This window comes from Microbulbifer thermotolerans (genome assembly GCF_900112305.1).
GTDB lineage: Bacteria > Pseudomonadota > Gammaproteobacteria > Pseudomonadales > Cellvibrionaceae > Microbulbifer > Microbulbifer thermotolerans.
This window is the reverse complement of the sequence record NZ_FOKT01000010.1, coordinates 1-12,596: the sequence shown is the minus strand read 5'-3', so window position 1 is coordinate 12,596 and position 12,596 is coordinate 1. Positions and strand designations below refer to the sequence as shown.

Here is a 12,596-nt window from a genome sequence, read left to right as displayed (position 1 = left end):
AAAGGAGCGCGGATTGTACGGGTGGAACAGAGAGCTGTCAACAGGCGTGCCTGTTTTTGTGATTACGGAATGCGGACGACGCCAAACTACACTTTATTGTGCACAGACAGCAGTAGCGGAGCGAGGGCCAGTGTTATGACCATAGCAGCCAAAGTCAGTCAGTTTCTACGCGACCAATTAGTCGACTATCAACTAATCCAACATCCCCACAGCCGCACTAGCCGCGAAAGCGCACACGCCGCACACGTAAGGGAAGAACAGGTAGCCAAGGCCATATTACTCAAGGACGAACAAGGTTACGTATTGGCCGTGATTCCCGCGAGCAGCAGCCTCGATATGCGCGCCCTCCACGAGGAAACTGGTCGCCCACACCTGGAGATGGTACCGGAAGCAGAGCTTGGGCGCGCTTTCCCGGACTGTGAATTGGGCGCACTACCGCCGCTGGGACAGGCATACGGCATCACTACACTGCTCGACAGCAGCCTGCGTCACTGCGACACCGTCTACTTTGAAGCCGGTGACCACGAGGAATTGGTCGAAATGGATGGAGCACACTTTGCCAGATTGTTCTCCGACTGCCGCAGTTGTGATCTGAGTAAAGACTGGCCCTAGCACCTTAGTCCTAGCGAGCGCATCGAAAAAGCAACAAAAAAGCCGCAGCGTTTCCGCTGCGGCTTTTTATTCAGATCAAAAGCGAGAAATTACTCGATGATCTTGGATACAACGCCGGCACCAACGGTACGGCCACCTTCGCGGATCGCGAAGCGCAGACCTTCTTCCATCGCAATCGGCGCGATCAGGGTAACGGTCATTTGAACGTTGTCACCCGGCATTACCATCTCGGTGCCTTCCGGCAGCTCTACCGCACCAGTTACGTCTGTGGTACGGAAGTAGAACTGCGGACGGTAGCCTTTGAAGAAGGGAGTGTGACGACCACCTTCGTCTTTGGACAGCACGTACACTTCCGCTTGGAATTTGGTGTGCGGAGTGATGGAGCCCGGCTTGGCCAGTACTTGACCACGCTCTACCTCGTCACGCTTGGTGCCGCGCAGCAGGGCGCCAATGTTCTCACCAGCACGACCTTCGTCCAGCAGCTTGCGGAACATTTCAACACCAGTACAGGTGGTGGAAGTGGTTTCGCGGATACCGACGATTTCGATTTCGTCGCCAGTTTTCAGAACACCGCGCTCTACACGACCAGTTACCACGGTACCGCGGCCAGAGATGGAGAACACGTCTTCGATCGGCATCAGGAACGGTTGATCAACAGCGCGCTCCGGCTCCGGAATGTATTCGTCCAGAGTTTCCACCAGTTTCTTCACAGCGCTGGTGCCCAGGCCGTTGTCGTCTTCGCCGTTCAACGCCATCAGAGCGGAACCAACGATGATCGGAGTGTCGTCTCCCGGGAACTCGTACTGGTCCAGAAGCTCGCGAACTTCCATTTCCACCAGTTCCAGCAGCTCTTCGTCGTCGACCATGTCGGCTTTGTTCAGGAATACCACGATGTAGGGTACGCCTACCTGACGGGACAGCAGGATGTGCTCACGAGTCTGCGGCATGGGGCCGTCAGCTGCAGAGCAAACCAGGATGGCGCCGTCCATCTGCGCAGCACCGGTAATCATGTTTTTCACGTAGTCGGCGTGTCCCGGGCAGTCAACGTGGGCGTAGTGACGGGTCGGGGACTCGTATTCCACGTGAGAGGTGGCAATGGTGATACCGCGCTCGCGCTCTTCCGGTGCGTTATCGATACCGTCGAAGGCTACCGCCTGGCCGCCCCACACTTCAGAGCACACGCGGGTCAGCGCCGCGGTCAGGGTGGTTTTACCGTGGTCAACGTGACCGATGGTGCCCACGTTTACGTGGGGCTTGGAACGTTCAAACTTTTCTTTTGCCATTGCAGCCTCCCAATATAGGCGGACAAAACCAGCACACCTACCTAAAGAACAGGCGCACCCGGGGACGACCCAGCAAAGGATACAAAACCCGGATACAAATAGCCGCAGAGACACCTGCCCCTGCGGCCACATAAAAAATGGAGCTCATGGGCGGATTTGAACCGCCGACCTCACCCTTACCAAGGGTGTGCTCTACCCCTGAGCTACATGAGCTTATCATCAACACACTCGAACCATTCGGCCCGACCCAGCGGAAAAGCGTCCCACACTAAAGTGGAGCGGGCAGCGGGAATCGAACCCGCATCATCAGCTTGGAAGGCTGAGGTTCTACCATTGAACTATGCCCGCATGCGGGAAACCCCATGCAAAAGGCCGCAGCCTTCCGCTGGCGACACCCCGAAACCAAAGCTCCAGAGCATCAAAATATGGTGCAGGGGGGTGGATTCGAACCACCGAAGCTTGCGCGTCAGATTTACAGTCTGATCCCTTTGGCCACTCGGGAACCCCTGCTTAAGGCGGCGTGTATTCTCTACACGCCTCTCGGTGCTGTCAACAATTTTTCCTTCAAATTCACGGACTTACCCGCAAAATTTAAAGTGCTGCAGCACTTAGAACAAAATTGGAGCTGGCGAGAGGAGTCGAACCCCCGACCGGCTGATTACAAGTCAGCTGCTCTACCAACTGAGCTACGCCAGCTTTGTTCCTCACCGAGAAGACAACTTTATAGTCGCCCCTCAGATGGAGGCGGGATTCTAGGGGATGTTTTGCCGACAAGCAACACTAAATTGGCAACGAAAAGAAACGCGACAGAATTTCAAGGCGTAGAGCGGCGATCGGACTACAGCACCGAGCCGGATATCAGTCGTCAATTACCTCACTGCATAAGTTTTGGCGCCGGTCCAGTTCCGGGTATTCCGATTGCAGTTGCGCCCAGAAGCTTTCTGCCAGTCCCGCAGCCGCGCCCGGAGATAGCACTACCCAGCGCTCCAGGTAAGTTTCAGGCTCCTCGCGGCTCTGTGCGTCGATTCCCTGTTGGCGCAGCTTGCGCTTCAGTGACTCTGCACGCGCGCGCTCGGAGAAAATTCCAAAGGAGATGCCGTTTGTCAGCGATCCCTTAGGGATCACATAACTGTCCACTCCGGCCGCCTGAAGTTCTCGCAGCTTGTTGAAGGCTTCGCGCTTGGATCCGAGCGGGGCAAGGAATACCCAATAACGCATCTGCCCCTGCATTTCGATTTCCCGCAGACGACCGTCCACCTGCAAAGCTGCAAGGCGCTCGACAATATTCAGCCCCTGATACTCTTCTGTAAAGGGTCCGAGCAGTGTGCAGAGCGTACCCTCAGAAGCCGGCGGCGCCCCCTTTCGTTCAGGCTTCCGCTTTTCCCTTATGGGCTTTAGCTGATCAGTGGCTACCTCGCGGACAAGCTGAATAGGCGCCCCCTGTGTCTGCACAGACTGCCGATCTGAGCCGACCGGTTTTGAGGCAGAGTTGGCAGCCATCTGGAACCAGGCGTAAAGGCCGATATTGGCGAACAACAAAGCGAGAACTATCCAGCGCATAAACTTCTGTATTCGCAGTCGACCCCTTTCCTTATGGACGGATTAGGGGTTGGTAAGAGACAAGCCATCGAGCACCAGCTCAGGCACCAGCCGGTGCTCTTTCTGACACAAAGGGGACAATAGCTGGCCATCGCCACCAGTCAGCCACAACAAAGGCTCTTGCCCGCATATGCGGCGCAATTCACACAGCGCCAGTTCTACCGTGCCCAGTACCATCAGAAGCAGACCGCGGTTGACCGCCTCTTGTGTATCCTGCCCCGGTGCCAGTGGCAGATCCTGAACCGGCATTTCCGGAACCTTGACCGCGTCTGTATCCTTGTACAGTGCACGGCGCATCAATTTAAGGCCCGGGACGATATAACCGCCGAGATGACGGCCGCCATTATCCAGCAAATCCAGGGTCACGGCGCTGCCGCAGTCCACAATCAGCGCGGCACGCGGGTCTTTCTCGTGGGCAGCGAGCACCGCCAGCCAGCGATCCACCCCCAGTCGCCGGACATCCCGGTAACCGCAAGTAACACCGGCGCAGTGGGTCTCGACACGGGCGAATTCCACCGGCAACCCGAAAAGCTGGCGCACACCTTGTGCAAGAGATTCTGCCGCTCTGGCACCGGCGACATTGGCAGCGCGTACGCGCTTTGGGTGCAGCGCCCGCCACCCTTCCGGTAGACGGCCGCGACACAAGTCGGCGGTGGACAAAGTTCCGCGAGCCTCCACTTCACCGTCAGAAATCAGCCGCCACTTGCCTCGGGTATTGCCGAGATCCACCTCAAGTATCATGCCTTTCCCGCCGCAGGGAAACTTCACCGCCATGGAAAGAGCGTCGCTCACCATCCACCTCCAGCACCAGCGCACCAGTTTCGTCAACACCAGCAGCTGTTCCACACCAGTCGCGGCTGGCGGAAACAAGCCGTACCGGTTGACCGGCGAACTGATCCAGCGCCAACCACTCATTCCTGTAGGCAGCAAATCCCCGCTCGGGATAGGTGTGCAGCAAAGGCAACAGATGGTTCAGCATCACCGCCGCAAGACGGTTGCGATCCACACCGGGACAAACACTGTTTAAATCTATCCACGGCTGGTCGATTGCCTCGACGTTTTCCGCGCGTAACCCGACATTCAGTCCCACCCCCACCACCACTGCACATCGGTCAGTGAGATCGCCGGACAACTCCAACAATACGCCGGCCAGTTTGCGCCCGCGGCACCAGACATCATTTGGCCATTTCAGGCGCACATCCGGCACATTGAATTCCCCCAATGCCCGCGCCAGGGCGACCCCCACCGCCAAACTCAGTCCTTCCAGCTGCTGCACTCCGCCACTGAACTGCCAGCCGACAGAAAGAGTGATACCGCCGCCAAATGGACTGATCCAGCTGCGTCCACGGCGTCCCCGCCCGGCGGTCTGACGCTCCGCGAACATCGCCACACCGTGCCCTCTATTCTCCTCCAGCCGCGCGAGCAACCGGGCGTTGGTGGAATCCACTTCGTCCCGCACGAGCAGCTCCCTCAGCAGGTTGCGGGTAGCGCTATCCAATCCGGCTTCAATAGCCTCTGGGGACAGCAGATCCAAGCCCCCCGGCAAGCGGTAACCGCGCCCCTTGACCGATTCCAGTGACAAGCCGTAATGGGTCAGTTTTTGCAGTTGTTTCCACACCGCGGCACGGCTCACGCCCAAAGCGGCACCGAGACTTTCACCGGAGTGCACCTCACCATCGGCGAGCAAATTGAGCACCGGGCGCAACTGTTGCAGAGGAGTTTTTAGATTTGAATTGGCCAATGTTAGCTTCTCAGGTAACGGCGATGGTAGCGGCTGCCGAGGCTGGTCAGAATCTCGTAGCCAATGGTGCCGGCATAGCCGGCCACTTCATCGACAGTCAACCGCTTGTTCAACACTTCGATATATTGCAGGGAGTCCCGCTCGTTTTCGCTCAGCGCGCTGATATCGAAAATGGTGGAATCCATAGACACCCGCCCGATCATCGGCAGGCGTCGACCGCAGGCCCAGCCGCAACCGCGCCCGCTTTGTGCCCGCAGTATACCGTCGGCATAGCCGCCGCGCGCCACAGCCAGACAGCTTCCAGCCACCGCTTGCTGCGTAGCGCCGTAGCCAACTTGGCACGTACTGCTCAGATGACGCTTCTGCAACACCGGCAGCTGCAAGGTCACCACGGGCCGCATCGGATTGGGCGAACCCGGAAGCGGGTTGACGCCATAGAGTGCGCAACCGGGGCGGGCAATATCGAAGTGATAGGCGTCGCCGAGGAAAATGCCCGAGGAATTGGCGAGGCTCAGGCGTACATCCGGGCACAGCGTCCGCAGCCGCTCGGCAGCCATTTTGAATCGGCGTAACTGCAGTGCATTTTGTGGATGATCCGGGTCATCGGCACATGCCAAGTGGCTGAGCACAAGACGAATATCCGCCGTCTGCAAAAGTTCGCGCTCCTCAAGCAGCTGTTCGAATTCCTCTTCGGTCATTCCCAGCCGGGTCATTCCGGAATCAAACTTGAGCGCGCAGGGCGCGGCCACACCAATCCGCTCAGAGACTGCCACCCAATCCCGCAGCTGCTGCACAGTGAAAAGGACGGGGATCAGTCTTGCCCGGGCACAGGCCGCTTCGCAGCCGGGGCGGACACCAGTCAGCACCACGATATTGACATCATCCCCCAGACATTTGCCCAAAACCTCTCCCTCGGTCTGGGTAGCGACAAAAAAGTCCCGGCAGCCCTGCCGGTAGAGCTCCGGCGCCACTTCCACCATACCCAGGCCGTAAGCATCGGCCTTAACCACGGCGCCGCAGCGGCTACCGGGGGCCAGACTGTCGCGGAGATGCAGGTAGTTGTCGCCGATCGCCCGCAAATCGATCGTCAACACCCCCTCGCGCGCGTCGGTTCCCAAACTGCATTCCGCATTCATCTCTTCACCCCGTATTCAACAAACGCTCCCGCCTCAGCGCCCGAGCGCCTAAAGCGACAGCAAACACTGCCATCAGCAGACTCACCAGTGATCCCGCCAGTACCAAGGGCAGGGAAATCGGATCTCCCACCAAGAGCGCCTTGAGCCATTGTTGCTGGGCCACCAGCGGTACAAGCTGCCATACCCCGCTCTCCAGCTGCACACCGGAGACGTCCAGCACCACCAACAACATGGCTGGGGCTATTTGCAGTATGGAGAGCTGGGTCTGGGCATCTTTAAAGGAATTGGAGCGCAATGCCAGAAGTATTTGCACCACCGCCACCAACAGTGCCAGCGGCAAAAGCAGCAACCCCATGCCAAGGGCGGAGCCGACGGTGGCCGCCTGCTGTATTCCCAACTCCGCCAACGGCATCATCGGCATCAATGAGACCAGTGCCGCCAGCGCCAGTAGCGCACCCATCCACCCCATGCTCGCTACCGCCAGCACCTTGGCCGCCACCAGCTGCCAACCGGGCAGTGGCTGCAAAAGCAATGTTTCCAGGCTCAACCGTTCGCGCTCACCGGCCGAAGTGTCCACTGAAGTGGCGAGGCTGGCCACGAACAGCGTGAGGATCAAAAGCCCCGGCACCGCCGCCAGGATAATGGCACCGCGACTGGACGGAGTACTCACGTCGCGCACCTGCAGATTCCAGGGGCTGAGGAGCTGCTGCGCCACGCCGCGGGCAGACAAGCGCTGGCTGACCACCAACTGTTGCAGTTTCCCCAGCCGCTCCTGCAAGCGGCCCTGGGCGCGCCCGGAGGCAATATCGGCGCTGTCCAGGTATAGATATACTTTTGCTGAGCGGAGGGACACATAGTCTTCAACAAAATCTTCGCTCAGCTCCAGCACCAGATCATAACCGCTCTCAAGCAGCTCACGTGGCTTCCCTTCCGACAATACCTCAACCTGGAATTGGTCATCACTGAGCCGCTCGGCCAGTAACGGCACCCTGTCTCCCCCCAGAAAAGCCATACGGGTCGGCTCCTCCGTGCTTTGTTTCACCATGTAGGTGGTGAAAGCAAATAGCATTACCGGAAAAATCAGCGAAAAGCTCACCGCCATCCACAGGGCGCGTTTGTCGCGCCATGTCTCCAGAAATTCTTTGCGCACCAATGCCCCCATCGGGGACGAAAACCAAGCCCCTCTCAACATGCGGGAGCGCCCTCCTTCTGCCCGCCAGCGGTGCCATAGGCCAGGGTGACAAAAGTATCTTCCAAGTTGCCGCAGCCGGTTTGCGCCAATAATTCCGCAGGGGTACCGCCGCCGACGATTCTCCCGGCACTCATCACCAATACTTGGTCTGAAAGTTCGGATACTTCGGACATCACGTGGCTGGAGAACAGGATGGTGGTACCGCGGTCGCGCAGCTGGAGCAAGGTTTTTCTCAGTAAGCGCGCCGCCAATACATCCAAACCGCGTGTGGGTTCATCCAATATCAAATGCTGGGGCTGATGGACCATTGCCCGCGCCAGAGAAACTTTCATGCGCTCGCCCTGGGAAAAACCGCGCGTGCGCCTATGCCACAAATCATCCAATTCCAGCTCTTCCCGCACCGCCTGTAACGCTTTATCGCGCACTCCACCGGAAAGTCCCTGTATCGTGGCGAACAACGACAGATACTCGGCAACGGTGAGCCGCTCATAGAGCCCTTCGCGATCGCCGACCACACCCAACTGCCGGCGCGCGGCCATCGGATCGCGTCCCACATCAATGCCGCCCAGCCGCACATCTCCCGAGTCCGCCCGCAGCAGGCCACCAATAATGCGCAGGCAGGTCGTTTTTCCCGCACCATTGGCACCGAGGAGCGCGGTGATCCGCCCGTCAGGAACGGTGAAACTAAGGTCACGCAAAATCTTGCGGCCGCCGAAATCTTTACTGACAGCATTTACTTCAATCACAACTGCCCTCCCCGCGGTTCCTGCCCGCCGATAACTCCCAGTGCCGGCCCAAAAGCACCGGCCATAAATGGCGGCCGCCGGATTTCGGCTACACAGTCCTGCGCCAATGGCTCGAAGGGTGCATCGAGAAACTGTGCAATCAAGTCCGGAATACATCCGCGGGGCGTATTGATATGACCGCCGCCGGCAACAACCAAATGCTGCTTGTTGACCAGGTAATCGAGTTGTCGCTCTGCGTAATAGGGGGGTGTTATCGGGTCCGCCTCACCGGAAATCAACAATACTGGTTGCTCGCGCACTTGGGGCTTTTCATAGGGCTTGGAATCCACCGGCCATGCTTCACACCCGGTCGCGAACAAATCGTAAAAAGCCGTACCCAGAAAGGAATCCGCACTGTCCGCGGCCACTTCATCGGTCGTGATACGGCTCAACTCTTCGGCACAGGCCACGGAGAAAGTGAGGCCCATCGACATGGAGTCTGCATTGTCGAGAAATTGCCCGGCGACACCGGATAGTGGCAACAGATTACCGCGCTCCGCCTGGTAAAGTGCATAGGGCAGCTGTGCGGCGGCGGTGGGCTGATAGAGCGCCGTGCGGATGGCGTTGGCGAGCATCCAACGGGTAAGGGGTGTTTCCAGCGGTGCACCCGTGAGCGGATCAGGAAAATGTGTCGCTTCCAACTCCCCCCAGTTGTCCAACAACCTATCGAGAGCCCCGCGCCAGTCACCGAACCCGGCACACACCCGGTCCCGTTCACAGTCTTTTTCCAGCTGACGCAAAGCGCGCTCGGCAGCCGTCGCGGTCAGAAAAACCTTGGTCTCGATCGGCGCTACAGCATCGAGCACCAACGCGCTCAGGGAATCTGGATACCACTGCTGATACAGCAGCGCTGTCCTCGTGCCCCAAGAGCCGCCCCACAGAGCGATGCGCCCGTGCCCAAGATAGCTTCTCACCCGCTCCAGGTCCTCCACGGTCTGTCGGCTGCTGAGCGAATTAGCAAATTCAGCGCGCTCGAGATAACAGTCCGCCAAACGCCGGGAGAATTGTTGCAAGTCTGCGGGCATATCTCTTTTTAAGCCGCAACTGAAAGCACCGGAGCGTCCCGCGCCGCGGCGATCTACCATCACAATTGCCCGTTCGCGGTTGACCTTGCGAAACACATTCAACAGGGGGGCCAGATCACTGGCAGCCTGCCCCGGCCCCCCTGCGAGTAAATAAAGCGGCTCCCGTCCCACTTCGTTAACAGCGGGCGCTACCATTACGGCCAGCTCACTCCCGCTTTCCCCTTCTCCGACGGCCACCAGATAGCAGCGCAGTGAATTGCTCCAACCATCCAGGTAACAGGTCTGGAAAGGGGAATCGGCCTCGGCCCAGGCCAGAGCCGACAACCCAAAAGCAAACAGTAACTGGGCTGCCTTAAACAAACATCGTTTCCATAGCAGCATACTCTCTCCCTCTGAGCCTTCTGAAGGAGCGCAGTCTATCCAATTTGGGCCGTTTCTGTCGCCACAGGTCGCAGCCCCCCCAACACCATTCGCACAGCGGGGCTTGCAGTGGTAAGGTTTTGCTTTACGATCTTGCATCGCTAGCACCCATGAGCTTTTCAGACAGAGAAAAACAACTTATCCGCGCAGCTTTTACTTGGGGGCAGATCACCCATAAAGAAGGCTATACCCTGTCGGACCTGGAAATTGAGAAATCGGTGCTCTTCCGCCGCCTGCTGGATGGCCGGCCGCCGCTGGCATTCCCGCCGCCTCTCCGCCATGGCTTCCCCTGGTATGAGGTGATCGAAGGGCGCGGAGAGCACGTGGTCAACGCCTCAGATCCCTCCCCCGAGTGCAGCATCATCGCTCCCGGTAGCAAGCCCGGGGACACATGCATTCTGATTGATGGCGCATTCTGGCGCGTGGCAGAAACAGTGCGGGAACGGGAGGAGTACATCGTCGAGTGGGGCCAGTATCCGATTCAATGGAGACTGAAGAAGCACTGGGAAGTCAATTACGAGATGACTCAACAGTTGCACAACTTCCGCAAGGATAACCCCAACGCGGAAATTACTTTTGACAACCGCTCCGGCCAAAAGGAATACAGCGAATTCCGCATCGACGACGAGCAGACCGTGTGGCTGAGTGAATGGAAACTGAGTCGCATCGGCCTTTCCGGCTGGGTATGGGTAGGCAGACCGGTCGAAATGGAGTGCCTTACCGACTTGGTGCCGTTGTTCCACGACCAGCAAGGCCCTTTGATTATCGGCGAGGTGGAAAAACTCAGCGGCGAAGCCTGGCTGCGTATCGAGCAAGCCGGGGAGGAGTACCGGTTTATCAAGCTCGGCGAGCAGTTGGACTATCAGCCCCTGATCAGCACCGCAATGACTGAGTTCGAAACACTTCTGCGGGAGATGCAAGGGGATACATTGGACGTGATGGATTGGCGCGGTGAGCGGCTCCTGCGCCGCTATCTGGTGCCGTCACACCTAGCGCCCCTGGAAGAGTTTGAGCTGCAGGGGGAAAACTATGACCTGATGCCTGAAAACGCCTATTGACGCCCCTGTAATTTACAAGCGCCCGGGGGTTAAATTTCGCCCCGGGCACAAATCACATCCCTGTAGTCCCCCAGATGTAGGTTAGGGACCGGTAGGATATAACGGTTAGTCCACGTCCCGGCCGCGGGCAGCACGCAACAAGCGGAACCACGCCTCCCTCGGTATTTCCATTCCCAATGCAGCAACGGACATCCGCAGGCGGTCAATTTTACCGCTCCCCAGAACTGGAACGAGATTTGCCGGGTGTCTCAGCAGCCACGCAAGCGCCAGCTGCTGTGCCTCCATCCCCAGCTCTTGTGACAATTCCTCCAGACAGGTCTGAACCCGCCGGGCGGCCTCAGAATCGCCGGTAAACAGTGCACCACCTGCGAAAGGAGACCACGCCATGGGGATCACACGCTCACGCTGACAGTAATCCAGCAGGCCATCAAACATGGGCGTGCTGTGTAATAGTGACACCTCTATCTGATTGACCAACAGGGGCGCTGACAAGCGTGATTGCAACAACTGTGTCTGGTGGGGCAAAAAATTGGAAACACCCACGGCACGCACCTTACCTTCGGTAATCAGCTTGTCCAGGGCCTCTGCCAGCACCTCGGCATCCATTAGCGGATCCGGACGGTGAATGAGCAGCAAGTCCAAGCACTCTATTCCCATCTTGCTCAGGCTGGACTCAGCAGCGGCAGTGACATGAGCCGCACTGGTGTCGTAGTGATTTAGCGCATAGTTATTGTTTTCACCCATCAGCTTAATGCCGCACTTGGAAACAATTTCCATCTCCCCGCGCAGTTGCGGTTTGAGCTTAAGCGCCTCTCCAAACAGCTGTTCGCAGCGGTAATCACAATAGATATCCGCCAAGTCAAAGGTTGTAATACCCAGTTCGAGCACCCGCTCAAGTAATTCTACGGTCTGCTGCGGGGTGTAGTTCCAGTCAGCAAGCCGCCAGAGTCCCATGGCGATCCGGGACATAGAAAAGGTTTGGTCTATAGAAGAGTTGATACGCTGCATATGTGTATAGATCGCTGAGTTGAATTTTCCTGTTGATGGCGCAGGCCAACTATTCGCCACAATCTCTGTTACTCACAAAAACCATGGACAGAGCTGTGTATAACTATGGGATAGTTGTCCCCAGCCCCCGATTTTATGCCGCCAGTCACTAAGCGCGTAAAAAAACATCGCCCCCTGTCCTCTCCACCCACAACTGCTCCATGACATCCCGGTTACTAACAGAAGACATGGACAGACTTGTGTATAACTACTGGATATCCCCGTTAAATCAAGGCGTTACGCCACTTCCCAGGAGGCGCATAAAAAAGCAGCGGTGGTTTTTTGCTCGCGCCTGCGGGAGGTAAGGGCGGTTTGTGCAGGAGGTTATCAAACAGGCCGTGCAGATTTTTGCAGGTTTGTTAAGGCTGTGGATTTCGGGCATAAAAAAAGGCCACCCAGTTGGGTGGCCTTTCGATTTGGCGCCTGACGATGACCTACTCTCACATGGGGAAGCCCCACACTACCATCGGCGATGTTGCGTTTCACTTCTGAGTTCGGCATGGGATCAGGTGGTTCCACAACTCTATTGTCGTCAGGCAAACTGGCTTGGGTGGCTCCGGTCTTATGAGCTTTTGCTCTGCCTTGCCGTTTGACTGTCCGTTTGCCTCGCTGATCTCTCAGCGCTGACAGCCAACCCAAATAAGTCGGTGAAACAAACTGTAGTAATACACCGCAAGTCTCTGTGCGTCTCTTCACAC

At 57.7% G+C, this 12,596-nt stretch carries 11 protein-coding genes, 4 tRNA genes and 1 rRNA gene; 2 read left to right on the top strand and 14 right to left on the bottom strand.

From position 1 onward, the window contains the following. Window positions 1–135: 135 nt before the first annotated feature. On the top strand, window positions 136–612 hold the full coding sequence (locus BM155_RS15035) for an aminoacyl-tRNA deacylase (protein ID WP_074904010.1): 477 nt from the start codon (window positions 136–138) through the stop codon (window positions 610–612). A gap of 89 nt (window positions 613–701) precedes the next feature. Here the strand turns inward: BM155_RS15035 and tuf are convergent, their stop codons facing one another. The 12 genes from tuf to BM155_RS14975 all read right to left on the bottom strand — a co-directional run bounded on the left by tuf (window position 702) and on the right by BM155_RS14975 (window position 9,754). Continuing rightward, window positions 702–1,895: an elongation factor Tu gene (tuf, locus tag BM155_RS15030; protein ID WP_067150963.1), complete on the bottom strand. Its 1,194-nt coding sequence runs from the start codon at window positions 1,893–1,895 to the stop codon at window positions 702–704. A 138-nt stretch (window positions 1,896–2,033) separates the two neighbouring features. Continuing rightward, window positions 2,034–2,108: transfer RNA gene (locus tag BM155_RS15025), tRNA-Thr, on the bottom strand. A gap of 61 nt (window positions 2,109–2,169) precedes the next feature. After that, a tRNA-Gly gene (locus tag BM155_RS15020) sits at window positions 2,170–2,243 on the bottom strand. Between the two features lie 78 nt (window positions 2,244–2,321). Then, a tRNA-Tyr gene (locus BM155_RS15015) sits at window positions 2,322–2,405 on the bottom strand. Window positions 2,406–2,515: 110 nt separating this feature from the next. After that, window positions 2,516–2,591: transfer RNA gene (locus BM155_RS15010), tRNA-Thr, on the bottom strand. A gap of 162 nt (window positions 2,592–2,753) precedes the next feature. Beyond that, complete coding sequence (locus tag BM155_RS15005) at window positions 2,754–3,455, bottom strand: SPOR domain-containing protein (RefSeq protein ID WP_067150960.1); 702 nt, start codon at window positions 3,453–3,455, stop codon at window positions 2,754–2,756. 42 nt (window positions 3,456–3,497) lie between these two features. After that, window positions 3,498–4,235 (bottom strand): type III pantothenate kinase, encoded by a 738-nt coding sequence (locus BM155_RS15000; RefSeq protein ID WP_074904008.1) that lies wholly within the window; start codon window positions 4,233–4,235, stop codon window positions 3,498–3,500. Next, window positions 4,225–5,235 (bottom strand): bifunctional biotin--[acetyl-CoA-carboxylase] ligase/biotin operon repressor BirA, encoded by a 1,011-nt coding sequence (birA, locus tag BM155_RS14995; RefSeq protein ID WP_083421225.1) that lies wholly within the window; start codon window positions 5,233–5,235, stop codon window positions 4,225–4,227. The genes BM155_RS15000 and birA overlap by 11 nt, the downstream gene beginning before the upstream one ends. A 2-nt stretch (window positions 5,236–5,237) precedes the next feature. After that, complete coding sequence (gene alr, locus BM155_RS14990) at window positions 5,238–6,353, bottom strand: alanine racemase (protein ID WP_254773210.1); 1,116 nt, start codon at window positions 6,351–6,353, stop codon at window positions 5,238–5,240. 22 nt (window positions 6,354–6,375) lie between these two features. After that, on the bottom strand, window positions 6,376–7,521 hold the full coding sequence (locus BM155_RS14985; protein ID WP_254773209.1) for an ABC transporter permease: 1,146 nt from the start codon (window positions 7,519–7,521) through the stop codon (window positions 6,376–6,378). A gap of 35 nt (window positions 7,522–7,556) precedes the next feature. Further along, complete coding sequence (locus BM155_RS14980) at window positions 7,557–8,309, bottom strand: ABC transporter ATP-binding protein (RefSeq protein WP_067150949.1); 753 nt, start codon at window positions 8,307–8,309, stop codon at window positions 7,557–7,559. Continuing rightward, complete coding sequence (locus BM155_RS14975) at window positions 8,306–9,754, bottom strand: alpha/beta hydrolase (RefSeq protein ID WP_083421224.1); 1,449 nt, start codon at window positions 9,752–9,754, stop codon at window positions 8,306–8,308. Before BM155_RS14975 ends, BM155_RS14980 begins: the two co-directional genes overlap by 4 nt. 149 nt (window positions 9,755–9,903) lie before the next feature. Here BM155_RS14975 and BM155_RS14970 point away from each other — a divergent pair, with 149 nt between their 5' ends. Further along, window positions 9,904–10,851, top strand: a complete 948-nt coding sequence (locus tag BM155_RS14970) for a hypothetical protein (RefSeq protein WP_067150947.1) — start codon at window positions 9,904–9,906, stop codon at window positions 10,849–10,851. 105 nt (window positions 10,852–10,956) lie between these two features. Here the strand turns inward: BM155_RS14970 and BM155_RS14965 are convergent, their stop codons facing one another. Both BM155_RS14965 and rrf read right to left on the bottom strand, forming a co-directional pair. After that, a complete protein-coding gene (locus tag BM155_RS14965) occupies window positions 10,957–11,859 on the bottom strand; it encodes an aldo/keto reductase (RefSeq protein ID WP_074904005.1) in 903 nt (300 codons plus the stop codon). Window positions 11,860–12,319: 460 nt separating this feature from the next. Then, a 5S ribosomal RNA gene (gene rrf, locus BM155_RS14960) occupies window positions 12,320–12,435 on the bottom strand. Between the last annotated feature and the right edge of the window lie 161 nt (window positions 12,436–12,596).

What these genes read in the sequence shown, in the direction of transcription:
- BM155_RS15035 (WP_074904010.1), top strand. Translation starts at nt 136, where the DNA reads ATGACCATAGCAGCCAAAGTCAGTCAGTTTCTACGCGACCAATTAGTC.
- tuf (WP_067150963.1), bottom strand. Translation starts at nt 1,895, where the DNA reads ATGGCAAAAGAAAAGTTTGAACGTTCCAAGCCCCACGTAAACGTGGGC.
- BM155_RS15005 (WP_067150960.1), bottom strand. Translation starts at nt 3,455, where the DNA reads ATGCGCTGGATAGTTCTCGCTTTGTTGTTCGCCAATATCGGCCTTTAC.
- BM155_RS15000 (WP_074904008.1), bottom strand. Translation starts at nt 4,235, where the DNA reads ATGATACTTGAGGTGGATCTCGGCAATACCCGAGGCAAGTGGCGGCTG.
- BM155_RS14975 (WP_083421224.1), bottom strand. Translation starts at nt 9,754, where the DNA reads ATGCTGCTATGGAAACGATGTTTGTTTAAGGCAGCCCAGTTACTGTTT.
- BM155_RS14970 (WP_067150947.1), top strand. Translation starts at nt 9,904, where the DNA reads ATGAGCTTTTCAGACAGAGAAAAACAACTTATCCGCGCAGCTTTTACT.
- BM155_RS14965 (WP_074904005.1), bottom strand. Translation starts at nt 11,859, where the DNA reads ATGCAGCGTATCAACTCTTCTATAGACCAAACCTTTTCTATGTCCCGG.